The following is a 23,998-nucleotide window of genomic DNA, read 5'->3' as shown; positions in this document are numbered from 1 at the left end:
CCTTCTAGGAACGGGTTGCCGCGCCTCAGACCACGAGGTGTTCGTGGACAAGGTCGTCGGACAGTTGGGCAATGCCGGAAGTGACCGCGACGGTGCCGCGGTCGAGGATCGCGAACCGGTTCGAGGCCCGGCGTGCGAAAGTGAGGTTCTGCTCCACCAGAACGATGGTGAGGCCCCTGGTTCGGTTCAGGTCGATCAGGACATCCTCGATCTGCTCGACGATGTTCGGCTGGATGCCTTCCGTCGGCTCATCGAGCAGAAGCACCTTGGGCTGGGAAAGAAGCGCCCGACCGATTGCAAGCTGCTGCTGCTGACCTCCGGAAAGGTTGCCGCCCCGCCTGTTCAGGAACTCCTTCAGGATCGGAAACAGCTCCAGCACCCAGTCGGCGATCTCACCCTGGCCCGATTGGGCGGCGAAGGTGCCGATCATCAGGTTCTCGCGCACGGTGAAGGCCGGCAGGATGCCGCGGCCTTGCGGGACATAGCCGATGCCGGCGAGCGCTCTTGCGTGCGTCGGCAGGCTGTTCAATTCCATTCCTTCCAGCTTGACCGAACCGGACGTGCGGCTCATCAACCCGAGGACACTGCGAAGAAGCGTCGTCTTGCCCACGCCGTTGCGGCCGAGAACGGAGAAAAAATCACCCTCGTCAATGTCCATGGAAACGGACTGGAGCGCACGGCTTCGGCCGTAGAAACCATCGAGACCGTTCAGCTCAAGCATGGCCGGCCTCCTTCGTTCCAAGATATGCTTCCTTCACCCGCGGGTCGCTGGAAACTTCCTCCAGCGGACCTTCGGCAAGCAGCTTGCCCTGGTGCATGACTGAAATGGTTTCAGCGATGTCGCGCACGAATCCCATGTCGTGCTCGACGACTATCAGCGTGTGCTCGCCCCGCAGCCTGTTGAACAGCTCGGCCGTCTTGCCGGTTTCCTGCGCGGTCATGCCGGCTGTCGGCTCGTCCATCAGGATGAGTGTCGGGTTCTGGGCCAGGATCAGCGCGATCTCCAGCCATTGCGTCTGACCGTGAGACAGATGTCCGGCAGCAAGATCGAGGTCGTCCTGAAGGCCGACCAGAACCGCAAGACGTTCGATTTCCTCGTCGTCGTGACTTGCACCGAAACGCACGAGGTTGGCCAGAACGCCGGTGTTTCGTGATTGACCGATATTCAGGTTTTCCCGAACGGTCAGTTCGCGGAAGACACTCGGCACCTGGAACTTGCGCCCGATACCTACGCGGGCGATCTGATATTCCTTCAGGGTATGGATCGCCTCGCCCTTGAAGCGGATCTCGCCGGAAGTCACACGGGTCTTGCCGCAGATCAGGTCGAGCGCCGTGGTCTTGCCAGCACCGTTCGGTCCGATCAGGCACCGCAGTTCGCCGCTGTTCACATCCAGCGACAGTCCTGAGATCGCCTGGAAACCGCCGAAGGACACACTGACGTCCCGAAGGCTAAGGTGGTCGGTTGCCGTCTTCATGACGCCGCCTCCGTGGTTTTCATGACATTGCTCGCGGATTTCCTGGCGCTGCCGGCGAAAAAGGGCAGCCGGTCGACAACCATCGAGACGGCACCTGCAATGCCTTTCGGCAGAAACAGGACAGCGAGTACGAACAGGCCCCCCATGATCAGCATCCAGCTTTCCAGGAAGACTTCGGATTCCGACAGGGCTCCCTGGACGCCGGTCACGATCAGGGCTCCGATGGCAGCCCCCAGAAGGCTCTGCCGGCCGCCCACGGCGACCCAGATCACCACGGAAAGGCTGAGCGGCACGCTAAGGAATGTCGGCGAGGCGAATTCCATCACGATCGTGTAGAGCATGCCTGCCAGACCGGCGATGCCGGCCGACAGCGAGAAGACGAAGATCTGATAGAGCGCGACGTCGTAGCCAAAGAAACGCACCCGGTTTTCCTGATCGCGGATCGCTTGCAGGATCATGCCGGTCTTGCTGCGGGTAACCGCGAGCGACAGAAGCAGCACGGCACACAGGCACAGCGCGACCAGGTAATAGGTTGTCGCGGAATAGGCATCGAAGAAGAAACCGGCCACCTCGAACTGGGCGAGATCCGTGATGCCATTGAAGCCGCCGGTGTAGCGCTGCTGATCGATGATCAGGAGATTGACCACCACCAGAACGGCCAGCGTGATGATCGACGCATAGACACCGGTGATGCGCCCGCGAAACATGAACCAGCCGAGCAGCGCAGCAAAGGCGGCAGGGATCAGGAGGCCCGCCAGAATGGCGAAGGTCATGGAGTGAAACGGCGCCCAGAACCAGGGCAGTTCGGTGACATTGTTCCAGACCATGAAGTCCGGAAGCCCTTCGCTGCCGGTATGTACCGGCACGGTGCGAAGCTTGAGGCCCATGGCCATGGCATAGGACCCCAGGCCAAAGGTGGCTGCCTGGCCGAGATTGAGAATTCCGGCGTAGCCCCAGGAGAGACTGAGCGAGACTGCCAGGATGGCGAAGACCAGGTAGCGGGAATATTTGTTCAGGAGAAACGCATCGTCCAGCACGGACGGCACGAGCAAGATGGCTGCACAGAACGCCAGATAGAGCACCAGCCGTGCTGTTGATTTTCCAGTCAGGTTCATTGAATTGCGATCCTTTTTCCGGCCGTGATCACGAGCGCACACGGGTCGAGAACAGGCCTTCGGGCCGAAAGCGGATGAGGATGACGATCGCCAGCAGGACCAGCGCCTTGGCCAGGGTGTCGTTGCTGTGGAAGGCCAGGAAACCCGAAAGTTCACCCAGGATCCCGGAGCTTGCGACAGTGCCGAGCAGGCTCTGGGCACCACCAAGGACAACCACCATGAAGGCGTCGACAACGTAGGTCGTCCCCATTTCCGGAGAGACGCTCTTCAGCGGCGACACGAGCGCACCGGCGAGACCGGCGATGCCGGCGCCATAGGCGAAGGTCGATCGATAGATGCGGGCGGAATTTATGCCGAAGCTGGAGGCGATCTCCCGGTTCTGGGTAATCGCACGCAGTTTCAGCCCGAAGCTGGTGCGCCGGTAGATGACCCAGGTGAGCCCGAAGAGGACAAGCGCAAGACCGAGGATGAACAGCCGGTAGGCGGACTCGCTTGCACCGAACAGGGACACGCTGCCACTGAGGAACGCCGGGATCTCGACATAACGCAGCTCGCCGCCGGCAATCAGCCGGATCGCCTGCTGCGCCATCACGCCAATGCCCCAGGTCGCCAGGATGGTGTCGAGCGGCCGGTCGTAGAGATGGCGGATGACCAGGGCTTCCACGGCCCAACCGAACACCGCAAGAATGAAAAAGATCGGGATCAGGCTCTCCAGCAAGCCCATGCCAAGCTGGGACTGCAGGAACCAGGCGCAGTAGGCGCCCAGCATGACGAATTCGCCATGCGCGAGATTGATGACCCCGGTCACGCCGTAGATGACGGCGAGGCCAAGGGCAACCAGCATCAGGATCGAAGCGATACTGAGGCCGGTCAGGAGTTGGGAGACGACAAGTTCCATCTGCAAGCCTTCAAGGTCTGGAAAACATCAGGTCACGGAAAAGCCGGGCGGCGTGACGACACGCCGCCCGTTTGCGCGTGTCAGCTGCTCTTCAGACCGTCAGCGGTGCAGACCTGACCGTCGTAGGCCTTGTAGGGAATGGGCTCGAGCCAGTCGGCGGACTGTTGCAGGATCTCGAACTGGCCATCCGACTTGCACTGGCCGATCTTCGGTCTCAGCCAGGTATGAAGGTTCTCGCCCTCGATCTTGACCAGTCCCTGCGGCGCGTTGAACTGCTCACCCTTGACGGCCTCGCGGATGGTGGTTGGATCGATATCGTCCGGCGACAGTTTCTCGACGGCCTGCTTGAACAGATGCACCTGGAAATAGGACGGCTCGGAGACGAAATGCGTGACCTTGTCGCCGCCCCAACGGGACTTGTAGGCCTCGACGAATTTCTGGTTTTCCGGTGAATCCCAGACCATGAAATATGGTGCGGAGGTAAAATGTCCCGCGGCAGCGGCACCGCCCATCGCCGCCACTTCGTTTTCGGAAGTGGTCAGGCTGGCCATCGGCATCTTTTCCGGGTCGAGACCGGCCGCATGATACTGTCGGTGCAGGGCGACAACGGAATCGCCGACCACCGTCGAGAAGATCACGTCCGGCTTTTCCGCCTTCAGCTTGTTGATGACGGACGAGAATTCCGAATGGCCGAGCGGCACATATTCCTCGTGAACGACTTCGGCTCCAAGTTCGGCCAGCAACTTCTTGCAGTAGTTGTTCTCTTCCTTCGGATAGATGTAATTCGACCCGATCAGGTACCAGCGCTTGCCGAAATTCTTCACCAGCCAGGGCACGAACTCGTCCTGCTGCTGATTGGGAACAGCACCTGTGTAAATGACATTCTTCGAGCACTCGCGCCCCTCGTAGAGGGTCGGATACCAATAGAGATTGTCCCGCTTTTCGAACACGGGCAGCACGGCCTTCCGGCTGGCCGAGGTATAGGAGCCGAAGACCGAAACGCATTTGTCCTGGAGGACAAGCTTGCGCGCCTTTTCCGCGAAAGTCGCCGGATCAGAAGCCGGGTCCTCAACCACCGGAACGATCTCCATGCCGTTGACACCGCCTGCGGCGTTGATTTCCTCGATCGCCATGATCGTCGCCTTGTTGAGCGACTCTTCGATAATCGCAGTCGTCCCGGTCAGGGAGAACAGAACCCCCACCTTGATCTGGCCGCCGGCGGCGCGCGCCAGTCCGCTGTTCTTGCTCCAGATATGCGGGAAGGTGCCGAGACCGGCTGCCCCGAAAGCGGCCGACCCGAGAAGAAAATTGCGCCTGTTGGTTTTCACGTTGCTGCTCCATAAACAAAAAAGCCCCGTCCGCCCTGCCTTGCGGCAGCTCGTTCGGGGCATCGTCGCCTCTGATTTTTGTGAACGCGGCTATGGTGCCGCTGAGGGAAATGTCTGAATTTCAGACAACAAAAAACCCCACGTTCCGCCAAGACGAAAACCGTGGGGCTCTTTTACCCGGATGTACGTGGCGCTGTTGCCACGAATAACTTCGAAAGATTAGCTAAGAAGTTCGTGCGAGTCAATTATCGCATTTGCAACTGCACCGATAGTTACACGCCGTTCCATCGCCTGCCGACGCAAATAATTGTAAGCTTCCTCTTCGCTTACATTCTTGACGCGAACCAACAGAGACTTTGCACGTTCAACAAGGCGCATCGTTCTGAGATTTTCGTCAAGTTTATCGATCCGGTTTCTTAGTCGACGCTCGTAAAGAAAGTGCTCGCGCGCCAGAGCGACACAGGTCTGGACCGCGCGCTGGACGACCGGATAGTGCAGCACGCCATGGGCGGCGCAATTGTGGATCAGCTTGAGATCCAGATTGCTGACACCGCGATCCACCAACACCAGACCGGCTTCCGGCTCTCCCGGCAACCAGGGGATACGTTTGGGCATGTCCTCGACCAGCGTGCAGAACACAAGATCGCAATCGACAGGCAACTGCGGCGGGATCGGCCAGATATGGCGCACCTCGCAACGCAGGCGCTGCAACTCCCGGATCAGGCGTTCACCATCCGCATCGGGTTCGACGATAACCGCGATCCTGAGGTTCTGATGCGGAGTTGTCGCGGTGGCGTTCTTGCGCATGGCAGCCGCTGCCGACGTTCGTTGCGAAAGCGGACGCTTGGTCTTGGCCGCCGCGGTTGTATCCATTTCCAGTGTCTCCCCGGTTGTCTGCTTGTTTGTCCAGGTTCTTCGGGAGGTTTGTGTCAGCTGTATTCGAGGCATCGGCCGTACCCAATCAAGTAAGGATCCGCCTTCACGCTGGAGGGCGATTCAAAAACGATATCGAACTGGCCGCTGCGGTTCGCGCGGCCGATGCGGGTCCACAGGTCGGCATGGCCCCACACGGGGTTGATGGAAACTTCGCCCTGCGGGGCATCGAATTCCGATCCCATGACCGACTGGCGGATCATCGAGGTGTCCATGGAGTTGGTCTCGGCAAGGGTCTTGGCGAAGACATTCACCTGGAAATAGGACGCCTCCAGACACATGTTGGTCGGCTCGTCCTCGCCGTAGCGCTTCTTGTAACGGTCGATGAAGGTTGCATTGCGGTCGTTGCCGACACCCTGGAAATAGGAAGCGGCGGTCAGATGGCCGTCGCCGACATCATATCCCATCGCCCGGATCTCGGCCTCGGTGGTCGTCAGGCTGGCGATCGGCATCACCCTCGGGTCGATGCCGAGATCGGCATAGGCCTGATAGAGATATGTGGTCGTGTTGCCGACCACGGTGGAGAAGATCACGTCCGGCTGCACCTGCCGGATTTCGCGCATGATCGGTACGAAGGAATTTCTGTCCGCTCCCAGCCGGACATAACTCTCGCCGACGACACTGCCGCCATTGTTGCGGATCAGCTCCCGCATGATGCGATTGGATTCGCGCGGATAGATGTAGTCCGACCCCACGAAATAGAACCGCGTTCCATAGAGCTCCATCAGGATCCGGCACAGCTGGACACTGTTCTGGTTGGGTGTTGCTCCCGTGTAGATCACGTTGGAGGAAAACTCGAAGCCTTCGTAAAGCGTCGGATACCACAACAGGCCGTTCAGTCGCTCAACCACGGGCAGAACGGCCTTGCGGCTGGACGAGGTGTAACAGCCGAATATCGTGCTGCAGCCGTCCTCGACCATAAGCTTCTTTGCAAGAAGCCCGTAGTTGCGTGAGTCCGAACCCGGGTCATAGATAATCGGCTCGATGGGCCGTCCGTTGATCCCGCCGCTATCATTGATTTCATCGATCGCCGTCAACGTCCCGCGCAACTGGGTTTCCTCGATCACCGACATGTAGCCGGACTGCGAGAACAGCACACCGACGCGCCACGGTTCGGAAGTTTTGCATGAACTGGTCAACCCAAACTCTCCCCTTTCAGTCCTGCGCCGGCCGCCAAAGCGGCCGGCCGGGCTGGCCTTGCCTGTCAGGCACTACCCGCAAGTATTTCCTTCAGCTTCCCGTCCAGAAACGCCACATCAACCGGGCTGGTGCCCGGCCCACCTGCAAAATGTCCCCATATGGATTCAATCGGAATCAACGTCGCATTCGGCATGTTCGCGACTTCGATTTCGCTGTCTTCCGGCGGGAAGTATAGATCCGTTCGGCCGGGCATCACATATGCCTTCGATTGTATTGCCCCCAGCGCCTTCTTGTAATCGCCATGGTAGATGTCGTTGGCGCTGATATCGCCATTCTGCCAGGTCCAGAGCATGGCCAGCAGGTTGTTGGCGTCCTTGGGAAGGAAAAATCCTTCCCAGAACGCAACCAGGAAATCCTCCAGCGAGGAATATCCAAGCGTCTTCAGGTCCAGCTCTTCCCGGTAGAAGGATTGCGAGAAACCCCAACCGGCATAGACACGCGCCATCGCCCGAAGCCCTCGTTCCGGCTTTTTCTCGTACCAGCCTTCCAGAAAGGCGGCATCGGCTGTCAGGGCCGCTTTCACCCCCTCCAGGAACACGAAGTTGTGCCGGGAGCATTTGGCGGACCCGCAAAACGGCACGATCCTCTCGACCATGTCGGGATACATCGCGCCCCAGTGGAAGGTCTGCAGGGCCCCCATGGACCAGCCCGTGACCATCTTGATGCGCTCGACACCGAACTTCTGTGTCATGAGCTGGTGCTGTGCGCGGACGTTGTCATAGGCGGTCACTTTCGGAAACCGCGCCGCGTTGTAGGGCTCGGGCGTGTTGGACGGCGAAGATGACAAGCCGTTGCCGAACATGTTCGGAATCACGATGAAATACTTATCGGGATCCAGCGCCATGCCCTTGCCAACCAACCATTCGTTGTCGACGTGCTGGCCGGAATACCAGGTCGGGTAAACGATGACGTTGTCCTTCGCCGCGTTGAGCTTGCCGAAGGTCTTGTAGGCGAGCTTGCACTCGCGAAGCGTTGCGCCGCTCTGAAAGGTGAAGTCACCCAGTTCGTAAATTTCGTAGTCCGCCATGGAAGGCTATCCTCTGGTTTTTGGTATTGTCCGGCGGCCTAAGCCGCCGGAAATGGGTCAGGCACCGGCCCTTGCGGCCTCTGGCATCCGGTTGAACAGGAGGTAGGCAACCCCACCGGCAAGCCCTGCGGAAATTGCCGTCGAAAACTGCGGTGCATAGAACTCGACGATCACCGCAACGATGGAACCGGCCGCCCAGGCAGCGAATGCGGTTGGGCGCCAGTCACGGTCGATCGTGGCGTTGCGGCGCTGCAGATACTGGTCAACCAGAATGATCGCGCCGATCGGCGGAACCAGGATGCCGAGCAGGGAAAGCCACTGGATGAAGAACGCCCAGACGTTGCCGGCGGCAATGACGATACCGATGACACCCAGGACAACCGCCATCAACCGCATGCGGCTGTTGAGAATACGCGACCAGCCGGTCGCGGCATTGTAAAGGCAATGAGCGCAGACAGAGCCGAGATTGCAGTAGAGAAAGAGGAAGGCAAGGACACTGAGAAAAGTCAGCTGCTTGCCGTTCATGTAGCCGAACATGTTGTCCGTGCCGAAGGGATTGGCATCGGGAACCGCAAGGGCTGCCGTCATGATCCCTCCGACCAGCATGGCGCACATGTTGGCGAACGGAAAGGCGCTGAACGTTGCGATGACGGATGCCTTGGTATCCTTTGCCCAACGGTTGAAGTCCGCCGTCACTGTCCCGGCATCGATGAACAGGGCGATGACCACTGTCAGTCCGACACCCATGGACATGGTCGCCGCGCCGTTGTTGCCGGGATAAGCCGCGATTTCCGCCCAGCTTGTCGTCGACAGGCTGTCGGCAACCACCCAGCCGCCAAGCAGCACGAACAAGGGCACCGACACCAGCCCGATCAGGTGAAGACCGTGTACCCCGACGAAGGTGATGCCGATGTAAAGCAGGCCGGCGATCACGGTCATCGCGACATAGTTCAGCTCGTAGGCCGAGCTGATCAAGGATCCCGTGATGCCGGTTTGCACAGCGTACCAGCCGAGCAGCAAGGTCGACAGCAGGCCGGAGGCAAGCATGTATCCCTTCCGTCCGAAGACCACGCTGGCGAGAAGTGCGAAATTCATGCCCCTGCGCGTGCCCAGAACTCCCAGCAGGCCGACATAGGCAAACATGATCAGGTTGCCCAGGAGCATGGCCCAGACCGCATTTGTGAAACCCATGCCCAGAACCAGGAGGGACCCGGTCATGGCGCCGGTGATGATCATTGGAAAACCGATCCAGACGGTCGTGACCGAAAAGGTGCTCCTGCGGGCCGACATCGGGACCGGCGTGTGTTCATATTCTTCTCCGAGAACATGATCCACTTCGTCCAAGGCTTCCGCCTCGCCGTGTAACTTGCTCATTTTTACCCCTCATTTTTATTGTTCTGCCGCGCCCCGGCAGTTGTTCGGGGTCTCTCTCGCGGCACATCGCTGAGCGCAAAAGAAAAGGCCTCCCTACAGCTTCGTTTCCGAAGACATAGAGAGGCCTTTTCGCCTGCGAATTTTAAAGTGGCCCCGTTGCCACGCTCCAATCACTTGGAGATTGAAACGTTATCGAGAGGTTTTATTTCTGTCAACAAAATCGGCACACGGTTTCTGCCGAATTTTTGACCAGCCACCTAAAAGATTTTTCTTATTAATTTCAATTAATTACGGAAAATTTATCGCATAAGCGCCGGTCAGACAAAGATCAAAGCACTCTATTCGGGCTGCTGTTTCGCGATGTCAGGGGTTGGAATTTTCTTTCGCCAAGCCCCGACACCAGTTTTCGAAAATGGCGCAACCTCGGCCTCTGCAACTGCCTAGTCCGCCTGCTGTGACGCGCTTCTGCGTTTGTCTCGATGCCTATTCCTGGGTCAGATGCTCGAAGAAGGTCGAGCCTGAATAGTCTTTCCGGAAAAGGCCCAGATCACCCAATGCAGGAACCACCTGTTCCAGGAGCAGGCGCACCGCGTCCAGAGATCCACCCGGAAAGGCGACGAAACCGTCGATCGCACCTGCCGCTGCCCAATCCTTGATTTGTGCGACCGCATCGGAAGGTGTGCCGACGACGAGCCAATGGGCCGAGCCGATAACCTCCGGCCGGCACAACAGGTCTTCGACGGCCGGTTCGTCCCGCTCGATCATCCGCCGCAGAAGTTGCGAATGGGTGCGGCTGCGCACCGTTTCCGGTGGCGGGGGCAGATCCGTGGCTTTCACCTGTCGTTTTGCCGGCCAGTCGCAAAGATCGAGCCCGGTCATTTCCAAAACTGTTGCCAGGCACCTGTCCCGGCTCACGCGTGCGTTGGTTTCGGCAAAGAGCTCCTCGGCCTCCGCCCTGGTCGGCGCAAGGTAAAGGCTCAACCCTGGCAAAACCCGGATATCGTCGCCCTTTCGTCCGCGCTGTTCGGCCCGTTTGCGCAAATCGGCCCGCAAGTCCACGGCTGCAGCCTTGTCCGGTGTCGAGGCGAAGATCGCGTCCGCCACCGAAGAGGCAAAGTCACGGCCTGCGCCCGATGCCCCTGCCTGCACAAGCGGTATCCGTGTCTTGCCGAAGCGCGGCAAGTTGAGCGGACCCTTCACGTTGAAGAACGAACCTTCGTGGTCGACCGGTTTGACGAGTTCCGCATCGGCGAACAGCCCGCTTTCCCTGTCGAGCTTGAGAGCTTCATAAGGAAAGCTCTCCCAGAGCTGCCGGACGACTTCGGTAAATTCGGCGGCCCGTGCATAGCGTTCCTCCGGGCTCGGCATTTCGGACAGACCGAAATTCGCGTTGCCGTCCAGCGCAGTGACGATGTTCCAGCCGGCCCGCCCGTTGCTGAGCCAGTTCAGCGACTGGATCTGCCGGGCGACGATATAGGGTGGAAAGAAGGTCGTCGACGCTGTCGACAAGAGCCCGATCCTCGACGTCTCGCGCGCGATCGCGGCCAGCAGCAATGTCGGGTCAAGGCTGGCAAACCCGGTGCCGGATGCCAGCAGCCCGGTGTTCAGAAACAGCGAGTCCGGCAGAAACGCAAAGTCCAGTTTGGCCTGCTCCGCGCGCAGTGCGACGTCGAGATAAAAATCACTGCCGTAAAGGCCTTCCACGCCACTGTCCGCACGACGCCACGCGTCGCCGCTGAGCCATGTCGGGGCGAGCGACATGCCGATATGCAATTTCTTTGAGGGGGTCATCAAATCCGCTCTTGATTGGATTGGAAACGAGTTCGAGGGCTGGCTTTGGGTTTGCTGGCTCGTTTCGGATAGTATAAAGACTTCTGCATTGCAGAAGGTCAAGAGGTCGAAATTGCTGGAGACGAGACACGTAAGCGCGGCTTACGGACCCTTGAATGTGCTCAGTGATGTCTCCGTCCGGTTCAGCAAAAGCCGGCTTACGGCGATCGTCGGGCCGAACGGGTGCGGCAAGTCCAGCCTGTTGAAAGCCATCATGAGCTTCCTGCCGATCAGCGCCGGCGACATTCTGCTGGAAGGCGCACCTCTCCATGGCATAGGCCGGAAAGCTCTTGCCCGCCGGATTGCCTATCTGCCTCAGGATTGCTTCTGCCCGGATTACATGACACTTGGCGAGCTGATCGAGCTTGCCGGCTATTCGCGGTATTCACTGACGGGTGGTCCGTCGGCGCAGGATCGTGATCTCTTCAAACAGGTTCTGGAGACGGTCGGCCTGAGCGACCGGGCCGGTTTTCCCGTCAACAAATTGTCCGGTGGTCAGCGTCAGCGCGCCTGGATCGCAATGGTTCTGGCACAGGATACCGATGTCATCCTGATGGACGAGCCAGTCAATCATCTGGACATGAAATACCAGTTCGCCGTTCTCGAACTTGTCAGGGAGCTGATCGAAACCCACGGCAAGACGGTGATTGCCGTTCTGCACGACCTGAACCTGACCACCGCCTTCGCCGACGAGGTCGTGCTGATGCAGTCAGGCCGGTGCATTACGGCAGGACCGGTTGCGGACACGGTCACCAGTGACAACATCGAACAGGTCTTCGGCCTCAGGACCCAGATCTTTCCACGCAATGGGCGCCTCGTCTGCTTTCCGGAGCGCATTGGGCACACATCGGTAGCCTGATGGACCGGCGTAGTCTCCACCTTCTGCTCATCCTTGCAATGCTTGCCATCGTGCTGGTGGTGCATTTGTTCTTCGGTTTCCACGCGGCCGATCTGCCGAACCTGATTGCAGCGCTCCAGCGTTTCGAAGCTCAAAGTTACGAAGACGCGGTCTTTCTGTTCCAGCGGTTGCCGCGCACCCTGATTGCCATTTATGCCGGCGGCATCGCCGCGGCCAGCGGCTTCGTCCTGCAAAGCCTGGTGCGCAATCCCCTGGCCTCCCCGGCCACACTGGGCGTCAATTCTGGTGCGGCTCTGTTTCTGGTTGCCAGTGCGCTCCTGTTCGGCGCCAGCACCGAGCTGCAGGGCGTTGCGGCACTGGCCGGAGCACTTGCCGGTTTTCTCTCCAGCCTTGCGGTTGCCCGGCTCGCAGGGCGCCGGAACGACCCGCGCGGATTGTCCCTTATCCTGTCCGGCGCCCTGGTTTCCATGCTGTTCACCGGCATGACCAACGCCTTGCTGTTGTCCGACCCGGCCCGCCGCGCCGATTTCCTGAGCTGGGTAACGGGCAACATCAACCACGTCTATATCGATCGCCTTGCCATGTTCTGGTGGATCGGGGCCTTTTCCGTCGTAATCCTGCTGCTGTTTGCCCGGCCGCTGACTCTGATCCTGCTGGGCGCCGACAAGGCCGCCTCAACCGGTGTCAACGTTCCTCTTGTCTCACGTCTTGCCATCGGAGCAGCCGTGCTCGGGTCCGGCTCCGCGGTTGCGGTGTGCGGTCCGATCGGCTTCGTCGGGCTGGTCGTGCCGCATATCGTGCGCCCCTTCATGGGCAACAATCTTGTTCACGCCCTGCCGGCCTCCCTGATCGTGGGCGCGATTGTCGGTCTGGCAGCGGATCTCATAGCTCGGGAAGCCTTTTACCCCTACGTCGTGAACACCGGCCTGGTTACGGATCTGATCGGCGGCATCGTATTCATCGTGATCGTCAAACGCTTCTATCTCTCCCCCGGTAGCCGGGAGGCCTCATGATCAGAGGCGGTAGAGCAATCGACGGCAAACGGGTTCTGCGTCTGCCCGGCGGACTTCAGATGAGGACCGGCAATCTGCTTGCCGGAGCCTGTCTTGTGGCTGCTGCGCTTGCACTTGCGGCTCTTGCCACTGGCCTCGGGCTGACGGACACCGGGCTAACCGATCTTTTCCGAACGCTTGCCGGTGAAAGTTTGCCGGGTGCGGAGAACTATGCCCTCTGGACGGTCCGCCTGCCTCGGATCCTGCTCGGGTTCATGGTCGGCTGGGCGGTCGCACTTGCCGGGGCAATGCTTCAGTCGGTTGCCAGGAACCCGCTGGCTGACCCGGGACTTTTCGGCTTCAGCCAAGGGTCGATGACGATGATCATGTTGCTGCTGGTCTTCCTGCCGGCGGCACCCAAGAGCCTTGTGGTTCTTGCTGCGCTCGCCGGTGGGCTGACGGTTGCCGGTCTGCTTTTATGGCTTGTCGGCAGCGAGCGATCCAGCGGTCTTTCCATCGTCCTGATGGGGATAGCAATCGAGACGGTCCTGTCCTCATTCGGATCGCTTCTCATCCTGTATCTGCCGACCGAGACCTCCATCGCCCTTTCCGAGTGGCTGGCCGGCTCGCTGTTCCAGGCCAACTGGACAGTCATCGCCGCCTTTGCGCCGTTGTTCGTTCTCAGCCTCGCGGCAATCTTCGTTCTCGGCCCTGCCATGGCGACCTATGACCTGGGCAGCGAAATGGCGATGGCATTGGGCGAACCTGTTGGCCGTTCCCGCCCGTTGATCCTGCTCACTGCCGTTGTGCTGAGCTCCGCTGCCGTAACGGCGGTTGGCCCCCTGGTCTTTCTCGGCGTGCTGGCACCTCACATCGCCGGCTTTCTTTCACCGGCCGTCGCCCGGGCGCGGCTTTTCCTGTCCGCCTTGATGGGCGGGATCCTCGTCCTGATCGCCGATGCAATGACACGCGGGCTTGGTGGCTCCCTGCCAATGCCTCTCGGCCTCGGCCTGACCATGGTCGGCGTGCCGCTCTTCATCATCGCGCTGCGTCTGCAGGAGCTGCGCAAACTCCAGTCACACTGAAAGGATCTTCATGCGTTTTCTCGTCTCCTGCGCAATCGCAGCCCTACTGGCGACAAGTCCGGTCCTTGCAGCCGAGCGCACCCTCACCGACGACACGGGCCGGAAGGTCACGATACCGGAGCAGCCCGAACATATCGTCGTCATGCACGAGCCGTTGCTCGGCATTCCTCTGATGGATCTCGGGCTCGATCTTACCGGCAGCTTCGGCCGGGCGGATGACGGCAGTTTCGTTATCGCGGTAGACTTCATCGACACCGTTCTCGGCGAAGGCAAAACGAAACCAAAGGGTTTCGGCCCCGTCGGACAGCTCGATCTTGAAAAACTGAGAGCGTTGGAACCTGATCTGATCGTCGCGAGCGAACTGGATGCCGGCAAAGCCGATCAACTGGCCACTGTCGCGCCGGTCTATCTGCAGAATATTGGCAGCTCGAAGGTCTACGGTTTTGATGTCGAGGAAGACCTGGCAGCTCTCGTCGGCCGGGAAGATGTCTTTGCCGCCTGCAAGGCGGCTTATGAAAAGCGCGTGGAAGATCTGCGAACCAAACTGCCCTTCGATCCTGCCGGCAGGACCTACCTTCCCGTCTTTCTGACCGACCAGCTCAATGTTGTGGGCGATTCCTCCGGCATGGTTCAGGCACTGGAAGACCTCGGATACAGCCGTCTGGATGTCGGTGCGCCGAGTGGCGCCTCTCCGGCAGGCGGTTCCATGATGCTCATGCCGTTGAGTGCGGAGGAATTCGGCAAGCTCGACCCTGATGTTCTTGTCCTGCTCAACAGCTACATGGCCGGCGGCCGCGATGAGGCCGGCACCCGTGCTTCGCTGAGCAAGATTGTTCCCGGTTGGGATCAATTCATGAAACCGGCCAAAGAAAACCGGATCCTGTTCGTCGATCCCGCCAAGGTGATTACCCCGAGCGTTGCAAGCGCGGAACACATGCTGGACGCGATCGCAGGCTGGAACGAGACGACGCAGTAAAACCGGAGCCGCTCCGTCTATCGGTTTTCTGCATCGAACATGCCCGGGCGGCACACCGAGTGCTTGCCCGGGTGTCTTGCCTTCTCCCGTCCAGAAATCATGTCTGGCCCACCTGGATACCCGGGCTTAAAAATATGAGTATTTGATACAAGTTTAATTGCTCCCGTTGGCTGTGCCTGCTAACAAATGCAACTCATATCCGCTTACTCAGTGAGCCCCCGCGTCGTCGGCCCGAATGGCTGCGGACAAGCTCCCAAGGCAAGCAATCAGCACGACACATGAGTATCGGGAGACTGACATGACCGGAGGTTTCGACCGCCTGTTGACAGCAACCGAGTTCGAGCGTTTCGACGCGGAACTCAAATCCCTGGACGGGTCAACCCAGCCTGCCGTCCCGGCTGGCCGTTTGCCGGAAAAAGGCCGGCAACCGCACACCGTCACGCAGCATCAGGAACGGATCTGGCTGGCGCAACAGCAAGATCCGGACAAGGTGCTGCGACATGCCCAGGTCTACCGGCTCGGTGGCACACCCGATATCGCACGCCTCGCCCGCGCCGTGGACGCGATGGTCGAAGCCCTTCCCGAGCTGGCGATGCGCTATCGCTTCAGTGACGAGGGAGAACTCGTGAAGTCCCTCTCGCACGGGCCGAACGGAACACTTGAAATCATCAAAGCTGAAAACCAGCAGGAAGCCGTTTCACTTGTCCTGGCCGTCCAGAAAGCACATTGGGACAGCGAAGCCGAACCCCCTTTCAAGGTGCTGCTGATCCTCTGCGGTCAAGCGGTGATCCTGGGCCTGCTCATGCACCGCATTCTCGAGGAGGTCTGTTCACCTGAAGATGTCCTGAGAAGTCTTGTGGCAGCCTATGACGACATGGTCATTGCTGCACCGGCGCTGCGTCAAGCGAAGCAATTCGAGCCTGATTTTCCCGGCCTTGCGCCGGTCACCTGGTTGCGACGGGGCGAAGGATTGGCCGATACGGCCGTTATCGATTTCAACGGAACACCTGGTCTTCCGCCAACGAGCGACCGGCTCGCGCGGAGGTTCGGAACCTTGCTCGAACCTGTCCTCCATCATGACCAGGATTACTCTTCTTCGGACCACACCACATTGCTGGCACAGGTTGGAGTTCGTTTCGCGCAGTTCCTGTGCAAGCTCGGCGGTCACGAACGGATCGAAGCCATTTTTCCGGCACGGCAGACAGGCAGCCTGACTGACCATTGCGGCGGATTTGCCCGTTCGGACAGCTTTGCTGTTTCGGTTGGACGGGACATGGCTCCCGAAGAGGGTGAACGGCAGGTTCTGTCTCATCTGAATGCGATTTCCAGATCGGAAAAACACGACAACAACACACTGGCAGCAGACCTTCCAAAGGTCTGGATCCATCGGCTCACCGATCCGAAAACCATCGTCCCGACAGACACACTCGACTTCGACCGGATACCCCTGCCGACGTATGAAGCACGCCCCGATTTCGAGCTGGCATTGGGCTTTGACACAGAAGGCAGGGCAATTCTTGAACTGGTCACGGGACAGAGGATCAGGCGACATGCCGGCAGTTTGGTGCTGGATCTGTTTTCCGGTTATCTCCGGAACCCGGAGGTTCTTTCAATCGCGGTGAGTCAGCAGCTTCTCCAGAGCGAAAGTGCCCGTGTTTCTGATGCTCCTCTCCACGCAGGACAAGGAACCGCCCTCAACGTGACGGCCATTCAGGCGGCCATCCTGCAGGAGTTTCGGGATGCACTCGCGGTCGCAGATCTCACACCAGACGACGACTTTTTCGATTTCGGCGGACATTCGCTGGTTGCCACCCGGATCATTGGCCGCCTGCTTCATGATCATGGCATAGAGGTTCGTTTCAACGATCTTTTTGGCAACCCTACAGCAGCAGGTCTTGCCCGGCACGCGACACTGGTCGATGGGGCCGGCGAAAGCGTCGGGAACAACAATGTCGAGATCAGAAACGGCAAGGCCAGCGACGCTGCCTCACCTTTAGCTCTTGCGCAGATGTCGCTCTGGAAGATCTATTCGGCTCTTGGATACCGCGAGATTTTCAACTTGCCGTTTGCCCTGGATTTTCTCGACCCCGTGGACGAAACCGTTTTCGAGGCCGCCTTGGGTGACTTGATGAAACGGCATGCCGCCCTCAGGACTCTCTACTTCGAAACGGAAGAAGGTGATGTCTTGCAGAAGGTTGTTCCCGTCGAGGAACTGGCAACCTACAAATGGTTCTGGACCAGCGCGGAAAGCATCGGTGCGGACCGCAATGCCGAAGCCATTTATTGCTTCGACCTTGCAAAGGAATTGCCGGTCAGGTTGCGGTTTCTCACCGATCCGGAAACAGGCCGGCAAGTGCTCTCGTTCCTGTTCCACCACCTTGCGCTCGACGAATGGTCCGTCAACCTGATGATGGACGAACTGGTTGAAGCCTACCGCGCACGCAGCCTTGGCGTTGCGCCCGAATGGCCGGACGAACCAGCGCCATTTTACGAGTTTGCCCGCAAGCAGGTGCAGTCGGGTGTCAATGCCCGGCACCTTGCCTTCTGGACGGACATGCTCGGTGATGCACCCAGGGAACTGGTTCTCTTCACCAACGACCCCAAACTCCCCGATGAACCCGCCACTGACGATAGTTCGGTCGCAGGCGGCTGGGTTGAAATGCGGCTGGAGAGCGACGTGTCCGAGGGGCTTTATGCCATTGCCAAGGAAAACAGCGCTTCCCTTTTCAACGTCGTCTATGGCGCGATTTCCGCCGCGCTTCAGGCCCTTGGGGGATTGTCCGATCTGGTGATCGGCACCTCTGCCGCGGGCCGCACGGACCCCGACTATTTCGACACGATCGGCTACTTCACCACTGTCGTCGCCCACCGGGTTCGCTTCGGAGACGATCCGACTGTCGGCACCCTGATCGGCAACATCAAGGACATGATCAACGGATCGATGCCCTTTACCGACATTCCGATCGACCTTGTGGAAGACGCCCTAGGCATGACGCCCGGAATGGACCACCTTTTCGATGTGTTCATTCAGATCCATGCGCAAAACAAGTTGAACGGCAACCTGCCAGCGCCGGATGGCGGTACCATCGCGTTTCGCCAGGTAGACCCGGACAAGCATGAATCCCATCTCGGACTGCAATTTGAAGTGATGGAAGAGGTCATCGACGGCGATCGCGCCATGCGCGTGCTGATGAGCTACCAGGCCAGGCGCTATTCGCCTGCACAGGTAGAGGCAATCCGCGCTTCAGTCATGTCAATGTTCACGCAATTCTCGCGTGGTGATGCATCCAACATGAATATTTCCCAACTGGCCGGGACCTGACCTTCTCACATCATCGGAAAAACACCTTCGGGCTGACGGCCCGAAGGTCTCCGGCCTCGGGTGCAGCTCCTGGAAATGCTGACCGCCTCCGGCTGGACTGACTTCCGTTTCACGCCGGCGAGACAACGAATTTCTGAAATAAATTTGATAATTGGCGGTATTTCCGTCGATTTTTTCTGAATAGTTTTCCGTAAATGCAAAAATAAGATTGTAGATGCGGCAGAAAACCTGCAGACCAACTTGACCGGCAACGTCGGTTTAATCGCTGCTCGATATCCACGGACGTCATTCCTGGAGAAACGATCAAACTCCGGAATACTGCGTGGAAGGCCGCATGAATGACCGTAACCTCTAATATTAGCGCGCCCGAGCTCAACCACGGCTCTGAAAATCCGTCGCTGAAAAATCCAATTGCTGATCGCCAGAGCCGGTCCTGGATCGCAGCTCTTGCCAAATTCCGGAACATCAGCGCGCGCCGCAGCAGTTTCGAGATTGCGATCACGGTCCTCCCCTTCATTGCACTGTGGGGAATTACCGCGACACTCGTCTTACACGGCTACTGGTTCGGATTGATCCTGACGGTCCCGGCGGCGGGGTTTCTGGTCCGGCTTTTCATCCTGCAGCATGATTGCGGCCATGGGAACTTGTACGCCCGGCGCAGCATGAACGACTGGATCGGCCGGGTCATCGGGGTACTTACCTTTACCCCTTACGATTACTGGCGCCGAACTCACGCCATCCATCATGCCTCCGCCGGAAACCTCGACCGCCGCGGCGTCGGTGACGTCGATACACTGACCGTGCGCGAATACAGAGCTCTGTCCCGCTGGGGCCGCCTGCGCTACTGGCTCTATCGGCATCCGGTCGTCATGTTCGGCCTGGGACCGGCATGGCTATTCGTCGCCCAATACCGGCTTCCCTATGGCCTGATGCGCGCCGGAATGCAGCCCTGGGTGTCGACAATTGCCACAAATCTCGGGATCGCAGCACCGTTCGCGCTCATGATCTGGCTGGTCGGCGCAAGCACGTTTTTCCTTGTGCAGGTCCCGATCACTCTGATGGCAGCCAGCGCCGGCGTTTGGCTCTTCTATATCCAGCACCAGTTCGAAGAGACCCATTGGTCTGAAGAAAGTGACTGGGATTTCCAGCATGCCGCGCTTGAAGGCAGTTCACACTACGACCTGCCGCCCCTGTTGCGCTGGTTCTCCGGGAATATCGGCATCCACCACGTGCACCACCTGTCTCCCAAAATTCCCTTCTACCGACTATCTGAAGTCCTCAAGGAACATCCGGAACTGCGCAATGTCAGCCGGCTCACTTTGCGTCAGAGCCTTGGCTGCGTGAAGCTGGTCCTGTGGGATGAAAACGCAAGGCGTCTTGTTTCCTTCCGCGATGAGCGGCTAGCAAGACTGGCCGCCCCGGCCTGACCGGCTTCTAAGCGACAGAGCCCGTCCGGAGCGCCCTGAAAAAGGAAAATTAAACAACGAGGCGTGACGGACACCGCGACCGCGCTCTCAACGCGGCGGGACAACCGCAGCATGAGGCAAGTTGTATCCATATGAAATAACCATACGTATAGATACAATTCTCAAAAATCTTCACACCAGTGGCTCGGCAGCATCCATAGACTTGTTTCTGCCAATTTACATTCAGCAGATTGGACCATTCCCGGTCGTTGGCAGAGTTTTTGAATTGCAGCCTAAACGTTACCACCGGCGGATCGATGTATCTGAAGATATGCGGCAGCTGCTTCAGTCCTGTTTGACACGCCCATCTTCGAAATGATGTGGTGAATGTGAAGTTTGATCGTGTGCTCCGACAGCGAGAGATTTGCAGCAATATGCTTGTTTTGCTGCCCTCGTGCGATCAACTCCAGCACTTCCCGCTCTCTGGGTGTCAGCGAACTTACGATGTGCACCCCGGACAAGCCGCTGGCAGCAGTCGCCTTGCGTGCCTTTTCTAGCTGCATGCTCCTGTCGATCTCGAGAAGTTCGACAAGATCCGGCGGCATGTAGGAGCCACCATGCAGCATGATCTGGATCGCATAGAGCCAAAGATCCAGCCGGAGGTTCATGGGTATGACGTTATTGATGATACCGGTTTTCAGACATTTTCGAATGTGCTGCCTGGACGTGTACTCACCGTTAAAGGTTAGACACAGGACGGCATTGGGATACGTGTCCTGGAACACTTGCAACAAGTCGGGATTCATCGCGCCGAAGGCTTCATCAACCAGGATCAGGGAAGGCAAAACACCTTCCTGTTCGGCCTTTTCAACCAGGACATCCCAGTCAGTTGAAACCTGCACAACGAGACCCGGCAGCTCCCGAACCAATGAATTTTCCAAGGGTTTAGGCAATTTGTCCCTGGGACCTATAAAAAATAAATAACGCAAATGCTTGGACATTGAACGTCTCCCGAAGGACCATGACCAGCTCTATTGATTACGTAAAGGAATTTCAGGTCATGACTCGGCTAAAAAGGATCAATGGGTTTTAAATTCCAGCCAACATTTTAGGGCAATTAGTCTACACCGGGGAAAAAATCAGTGACATAAATCATTATATCTAATCGCAGAGATATCATCGCCGCAATTTCTTCTTTTTATTCTGAATACAAAAGCCTTCACCAAAAGCAACGCTCGACACGGACGAACATATTTAATGCAATTACAGTCGAAATCACCTCAGTTTTATTGCTTTTTTCATGTAGGTTTTGATTATGACCAAACGCTTCTCCAGGCAAATATTTAGCCGGAGAATTCAACTGGCAATATATCTTCAAACCGCCACTTAAACGCTAAAGTCTTACCTACTTCCGCGTGGCACTTAAAATGCTTGTAAAGCACAACCAGCAAACAAACAAATCGGTGAAGACTGACCGGCTTTTGCCTGTCGCTCCGCTGGCGACATCCTGGGTGGCGGAGGCGATCTCGTCTTTAGTGGCGCGCACTTGAAAACAGGCCCATCACCACTCAAGCAATCAATCAGCTCTTATCTTCAGCGAGCGTGGCCGCGACGATTGCATTTGCATGTCCGTGCCCAAGCCCGTGTTCTGTTTTCAGAAAGTCGACAATTTCCATGTGCTTCTTTCCGGCCTGGGCGCGCACGAGAGCTTGCCAATCGCCGATAGGCTTGCCGTATTTCTTTTCGATAGACGGAAAGTACGACGCAGGCCCCTTCACCTTGGCGACCTGATCTTTTTCAGCCACCGCACTCTCCTTCGTGATGTATGCGACGCCCGAGACCAAGCACCTGACGTCGCCGGGTTGATTTATCTTGCGCGAAAGATAAACTGAATTGTCTCGCACGCAAGATAAAATCGAGAATGAGCAAAAACGATACGGATCACGTTGAACGCCGACGCCGGCAATGGAAGCTGGAGTTGCCGGAGGTTGATACACGCGGCATGGCAATCCTTGGCCGCGCGCGGGTGATTACCCATTTGGCCCGGCCGGGCATCGAGGCCATTTTCTCAAGACACGGCCTCGATAGCCGGGAATTCGATGTTCTGTCGACGCTGCTGCGCTCCGGATCACCTTACCAGCTTCGCCCCACGGAACTGTTCAATTCCCTGATGCTCACCTCAGGAGGGTTAACCGGCATTCTGGCACGCCTGGAAAGGGCGAAATTGATCGAAAGGCCAAAGGACCTTGCGGACGGCCGGAGCTCACCCGTCCGACTTTCCAAGAAGGGGATCGACCTCATCCAGTTCGCTTTCAAGGAAGACATGGCTCACGAAGCCCGATTGATCGACTGCCTCACAGATGAGGAACAGCGCACGCTTTCGGCATTGTTGGGGAAGTTGACGAAGGCTCTGGAAGAACCGGAAAGCGGTCGCAAGATCTGAAAGGCCGAACAGCCACGCCGCTCTTGCCAAAAAAACTATCCGCAATGTCGCAATTCGAACCTCAGAACCGTCCTTGTAACTATGGAACCGTTTTTCATGTTGTACATGCTGCTTTGCTATAATGATGAAGAGGTCACCTCCGCGTGGAGTGACGAGGAAGACGCTGCTGTCATGAAACGGCTGCAGGTCGTCCACGAGAAGTGGGCAGATCAGTATGAACTGGCTGCCCGCCTCATGCCCACCACAACGGCCACTACCCTCCACAAGAAGGAAAATCTCGTTACCGATGGCCCCTATGCGGAGACCAAGGAACAGCTGCTCGGCTTTTATCTGGTCGAGGTTGAGGATCAGCAGCAGGCTCTGGATTTTGCCAGAGACCTTACCGAAGCCAACCCCGGTGGAGCCTATGAACTGAGGCCGGTCAAGAGCTTCCACCCGGGCACCACGACTGACACCGACAATGCAACCGCCTGATCTCACATGGATTGACAGCAAATTAACTGCCTCGCGGCCACGGGTGATGGCCGCATTGCTCCGGTATTTTCGTGATTTGGATCTGGCCGAAGAAGCCTTTCAGGAAGCCTGCCTGCGCGCCTTGAAAGACTGGCCGGACAACGGACCGCCGCGAAACGTGGAAGGATGGCTGATCACCGTCGGCCGCAATCTGACGCTGGACGTGCTGAAACGAGAGGCAAGGACCTCCGGCCTGCGCCCCGAAGACGTTCTGTCGAACGTGGAGGATGCCGAACCGGACCTGGTTGAACGGCTCGATACGGCGGACTACCGTGATGACATCCTGCGCCTTCTGTTTATCTGCTGTCATCCGGATCTGCCGGCAACCCAGCAGATCGCGCTTGCATTGCGCATCGTATCCGGCATTCCGGTTGGTGACATCGCCCGGGTATTTCTGGTCGGCGAAAACGCGATGCGGCAGCGGATCACCCGTGCAAAGGCGACGATAGCCGACGCTGGCGTGCCGTTCGAGACACCGGATCAGGCAGAGCGGGCAAACCGGCTGGCGGCTGTATCCGCGATGATTTATCTCGTCTTTAGCGAAGGCTACAGCGACCCTGATCCGGCTGGCGAGCGCTCGGGTCTGTGCCACGAGGGTATTCGCCTGGCCAGGCTGCTGCTGCGGATGTTCCCCTCCGACCCGGAACTCATGGGACTGCTTGCGCTCATGCTGTTGCAGCATTCCCGTCAAGAGACGCGAGTTGACGCAAACGGCCTGTTGGTCCTCCTGGAAGATCAGGACAGATCACGATGGAACCGGCCCATGATAGCCGAAGCCCTTGTCCTCATAGACAAGGCGATGCTCCGCCGCGGACCGGGGCCCTATCAGATACAGGCGGCCATTGCTGCTCTGCATGCGCGTGCCGCGACACCGGAAGACACCGACTGGAAAGAGATCGAACAGCTATACGCTGCACTCGAGCGTCGCTCGCCATCTCCCGTTGTCACACTCAACCGTGCCGTTGCGGTGTCGAAAACGGAAGGGGCCGCAGCTGCGTTGCAGATGATCGAACCGCTCGCAGTCAAACTTCGCGGATATTTCTATTATCATGGCGCGCGCGGGGCGCTGCTCAAGCAATTGGGGCGGACAAGCGAGGCACGCTGCGCATTTGATCAGGCCATTTCACTTGCCGGGACGGTTGCGGAAGCCGCTCATATTCGCCAACAGCTCGACCAGATGACGGGCCTTGAAAAAAACTGAACTCATTTGTCGCACGCGCCC

The 23,998-nt window shown here is 58.4% G+C and carries 21 protein-coding genes; 9 read left to right on the top strand and 12 right to left on the bottom strand.

The genetic code is table 11. The annotated features are described in order from the left end of the window. Window positions 1–25: 25 nt before the first annotated feature. From urtE to HEP89_RS28375, 10 genes are all read right to left on the bottom strand, one after another. Window positions 26–721, bottom strand: a complete 696-nt coding sequence (gene urtE / locus HEP89_RS28420; protein WP_168693674.1) for an urea ABC transporter ATP-binding subunit UrtE — start codon at window positions 719–721, stop codon at window positions 26–28. Further along, window positions 714–1,475 carry an urea ABC transporter ATP-binding protein UrtD gene (gene urtD, locus HEP89_RS28415; protein ID WP_168693673.1) on the bottom strand — a complete coding sequence of 254 codons (762 nt, stop codon included), beginning with the start codon at window positions 1,473–1,475 and terminating at the stop codon, window positions 714–716. Before urtD ends, urtE begins: the two co-directional genes overlap by 8 nt. Then, complete coding sequence (urtC, locus tag HEP89_RS28410; RefSeq protein WP_168693672.1) at window positions 1,472–2,590, bottom strand: urea ABC transporter permease subunit UrtC; 1,119 nt, start codon at window positions 2,588–2,590, stop codon at window positions 1,472–1,474. The genes urtD and urtC overlap by 4 nt, the downstream gene beginning before the upstream one ends. A 28-nt stretch (window positions 2,591–2,618) precedes the next feature. After that, window positions 2,619–3,488: an urea ABC transporter permease subunit UrtB gene (gene urtB / locus HEP89_RS28405; protein ID WP_023001369.1), complete on the bottom strand. Its 870-nt coding sequence runs from the start codon at window positions 3,486–3,488 to the stop codon at window positions 2,619–2,621. Window positions 3,489–3,568: 80 nt separating this feature from the next. After that, a complete protein-coding gene (locus tag HEP89_RS28400) occupies window positions 3,569–4,816 on the bottom strand; it encodes a transporter substrate-binding domain-containing protein (protein WP_023001370.1) in 1,248 nt (415 codons plus the stop codon). Between the two features lie 219 nt (window positions 4,817–5,035). Continuing rightward, on the bottom strand, window positions 5,036–5,689 hold the full coding sequence (locus tag HEP89_RS28395; protein ID WP_023001371.1) for an ANTAR domain-containing protein: 654 nt from the start codon (window positions 5,687–5,689) through the stop codon (window positions 5,036–5,038). Between the two features lie 56 nt (window positions 5,690–5,745). After that, window positions 5,746–6,888, bottom strand: coding sequence for a transporter substrate-binding domain-containing protein (locus HEP89_RS28390; protein ID WP_023014441.1), 1,143 nt, complete (start codon window positions 6,886–6,888; stop codon window positions 5,746–5,748). Between the two features lie 65 nt (window positions 6,889–6,953). Beyond that, window positions 6,954–7,976 carry an alpha/beta fold hydrolase gene (locus HEP89_RS28385; protein ID WP_077294382.1) on the bottom strand — a complete coding sequence of 341 codons (1,023 nt, stop codon included), beginning with the start codon at window positions 7,974–7,976 and terminating at the stop codon, window positions 6,954–6,956. 57 nt (window positions 7,977–8,033) lie between these two features. Beyond that, a complete protein-coding gene (locus HEP89_RS28380) occupies window positions 8,034–9,350 on the bottom strand; it encodes a cytosine permease (RefSeq protein ID WP_077294379.1) in 1,317 nt (438 codons plus the stop codon). 483 nt (window positions 9,351–9,833) lie between these two features. Continuing rightward, window positions 9,834–11,141: an NtaA/DmoA family FMN-dependent monooxygenase gene (locus HEP89_RS28375; protein ID WP_168693671.1), complete on the bottom strand. Its 1,308-nt coding sequence runs from the start codon at window positions 11,139–11,141 to the stop codon at window positions 9,834–9,836. A 112-nt stretch (window positions 11,142–11,253) separates the two neighbouring features. On the opposite strand from HEP89_RS28375, the gene HEP89_RS28370 reads away from it, so the two are divergent. The 6 genes from HEP89_RS28370 to HEP89_RS28345 all read left to right on the top strand — a co-directional run bounded on the left by HEP89_RS28370 (window position 11,254) and on the right by HEP89_RS28345 (window position 19,841). Further along, window positions 11,254–12,039: an ABC transporter ATP-binding protein gene (locus HEP89_RS28370; RefSeq protein ID WP_228148154.1), complete on the top strand. Its 786-nt coding sequence runs from the start codon at window positions 11,254–11,256 to the stop codon at window positions 12,037–12,039. Then, a complete protein-coding gene (locus HEP89_RS28365) occupies window positions 12,039–13,052 on the top strand; it encodes an iron ABC transporter permease (protein ID WP_077294370.1) in 1,014 nt (337 codons plus the stop codon). Before HEP89_RS28370 ends, HEP89_RS28365 begins: the two co-directional genes overlap by 1 nt. Further along, the gene (locus HEP89_RS28360; protein ID WP_168693754.1) at window positions 13,052–14,116 is read left to right on the top strand and encodes an iron ABC transporter permease; all 1,065 of its coding nucleotides are present in this window, start codon (window positions 13,052–13,054) and stop codon (window positions 14,114–14,116) included. The genes HEP89_RS28365 and HEP89_RS28360 overlap by 1 nt, the downstream gene beginning before the upstream one ends. 10 nt (window positions 14,117–14,126) lie before the next feature. Next, window positions 14,127–15,092 carry an ABC transporter substrate-binding protein gene (locus HEP89_RS28355; protein ID WP_168693670.1) on the top strand — a complete coding sequence of 322 codons (966 nt, stop codon included), beginning with the start codon at window positions 14,127–14,129 and terminating at the stop codon, window positions 15,090–15,092. 298 nt (window positions 15,093–15,390) lie between these two features. Beyond that, window positions 15,391–18,414, top strand: coding sequence for a condensation domain-containing protein (locus HEP89_RS28350; RefSeq protein WP_168693669.1), 3,024 nt, complete (start codon window positions 15,391–15,393; stop codon window positions 18,412–18,414). 338 nt (window positions 18,415–18,752) lie between these two features. After that, window positions 18,753–19,841 carry a fatty acid desaturase gene (locus HEP89_RS28345; RefSeq protein ID WP_168693668.1) on the top strand — a complete coding sequence of 363 codons (1,089 nt, stop codon included), beginning with the start codon at window positions 18,753–18,755 and terminating at the stop codon, window positions 19,839–19,841. A 272-nt stretch (window positions 19,842–20,113) separates the two neighbouring features. Here the strand turns inward: HEP89_RS28345 and HEP89_RS28340 are convergent, their stop codons facing one another. Continuing rightward, window positions 20,114–20,821, bottom strand: a complete 708-nt coding sequence (locus HEP89_RS28340; protein WP_168693667.1) for a response regulator transcription factor — start codon at window positions 20,819–20,821, stop codon at window positions 20,114–20,116. A 579-nt stretch (window positions 20,822–21,400) separates the two neighbouring features. Then, window positions 21,401–21,625 (bottom strand): DUF4287 domain-containing protein, encoded by a 225-nt coding sequence (locus HEP89_RS28335; RefSeq protein ID WP_075283427.1) that lies wholly within the window; start codon window positions 21,623–21,625, stop codon window positions 21,401–21,403. Window positions 21,626–21,741: 116 nt separating this feature from the next. Here HEP89_RS28335 and HEP89_RS28330 point away from each other — a divergent pair, with 116 nt between their 5' ends. From HEP89_RS28330 to HEP89_RS28320, 3 genes are all read left to right on the top strand, one after another. After that, complete coding sequence (locus HEP89_RS28330; RefSeq protein WP_168693666.1) at window positions 21,742–22,263, top strand: MarR family transcriptional regulator; 522 nt, start codon at window positions 21,742–21,744, stop codon at window positions 22,261–22,263. A gap of 96 nt (window positions 22,264–22,359) precedes the next feature. Beyond that, the gene (locus tag HEP89_RS28325) at window positions 22,360–22,737 is read left to right on the top strand and encodes a YciI family protein (RefSeq protein WP_168693665.1); all 378 of its coding nucleotides are present in this window, start codon (window positions 22,360–22,362) and stop codon (window positions 22,735–22,737) included. After that, window positions 22,724–23,977: an RNA polymerase sigma factor gene (locus tag HEP89_RS28320; protein ID WP_168693664.1), complete on the top strand. Its 1,254-nt coding sequence runs from the start codon at window positions 22,724–22,726 to the stop codon at window positions 23,975–23,977. The genes HEP89_RS28325 and HEP89_RS28320 overlap by 14 nt, the downstream gene beginning before the upstream one ends. Window positions 23,978–23,998 lie beyond the last annotated feature (21 nt).

The sequence above is a fragment of the Labrenzia sp. 5N genome, assembly GCF_012395805.1.
Lineage (GTDB): Bacteria > Pseudomonadota > Alphaproteobacteria > Rhizobiales > Stappiaceae > Roseibium > Roseibium algicola.
This window is presented reverse-complemented; position numbering and strand designations above follow the sequence as displayed.

Coding starts and splice junctions, on each gene's coding strand:
- HEP89_RS28375 (WP_168693671.1), bottom strand. CDS start 11,141: ATGACCCCCTCAAAGAAATTGCATATCGGCATGTCGCTCGCCCCGACA.
- HEP89_RS28340 (WP_168693667.1), bottom strand. CDS start 20,821: ATGTCCAAGCATTTGCGTTATTTATTTTTTATAGGTCCCAGGGACAAA.
- HEP89_RS28330 (WP_168693666.1), top strand. CDS start 21,742: ATGAGCAAAAACGATACGGATCACGTTGAACGCCGACGCCGGCAATGG.
- urtC (WP_168693672.1), bottom strand. CDS start 2,590: ATGAACCTGACTGGAAAATCAACAGCACGGCTGGTGCTCTATCTGGCG.
- urtE (WP_168693674.1), bottom strand. CDS start 721: ATGCTTGAGCTGAACGGTCTCGATGGTTTCTACGGCCGAAGCCGTGCG.
- HEP89_RS28380 (WP_077294379.1), bottom strand. CDS start 9,350: ATGAGCAAGTTACACGGCGAGGCGGAAGCCTTGGACGAAGTGGATCAT.
- HEP89_RS28395 (WP_023001371.1), bottom strand. CDS start 5,689: ATGGATACAACCGCGGCGGCCAAGACCAAGCGTCCGCTTTCGCAACGA.
- HEP89_RS28365 (WP_077294370.1), top strand. CDS start 12,039: ATGGACCGGCGTAGTCTCCACCTTCTGCTCATCCTTGCAATGCTTGCC.
- urtB (WP_023001369.1), bottom strand. CDS start 3,488: ATGGAACTTGTCGTCTCCCAACTCCTGACCGGCCTCAGTATCGCTTCG.
- HEP89_RS28385 (WP_077294382.1), bottom strand. CDS start 7,976: ATGGCGGACTACGAAATTTACGAACTGGGTGACTTCACCTTTCAGAGC.
- urtD (WP_168693673.1), bottom strand. CDS start 1,475: ATGAAGACGGCAACCGACCACCTTAGCCTTCGGGACGTCAGTGTGTCC.
- HEP89_RS28345 (WP_168693668.1), top strand. CDS start 18,753: ATGACCGTAACCTCTAATATTAGCGCGCCCGAGCTCAACCACGGCTCT.
- HEP89_RS28350 (WP_168693669.1), top strand. CDS start 15,391: ATGACCGGAGGTTTCGACCGCCTGTTGACAGCAACCGAGTTCGAGCGT.
- HEP89_RS28325 (WP_168693665.1), top strand. CDS start 22,360: ATGTTGTACATGCTGCTTTGCTATAATGATGAAGAGGTCACCTCCGCG.
- HEP89_RS28355 (WP_168693670.1), top strand. CDS start 14,127: ATGCGTTTTCTCGTCTCCTGCGCAATCGCAGCCCTACTGGCGACAAGT.
- HEP89_RS28320 (WP_168693664.1), top strand. CDS start 22,724: ATGCAACCGCCTGATCTCACATGGATTGACAGCAAATTAACTGCCTCG.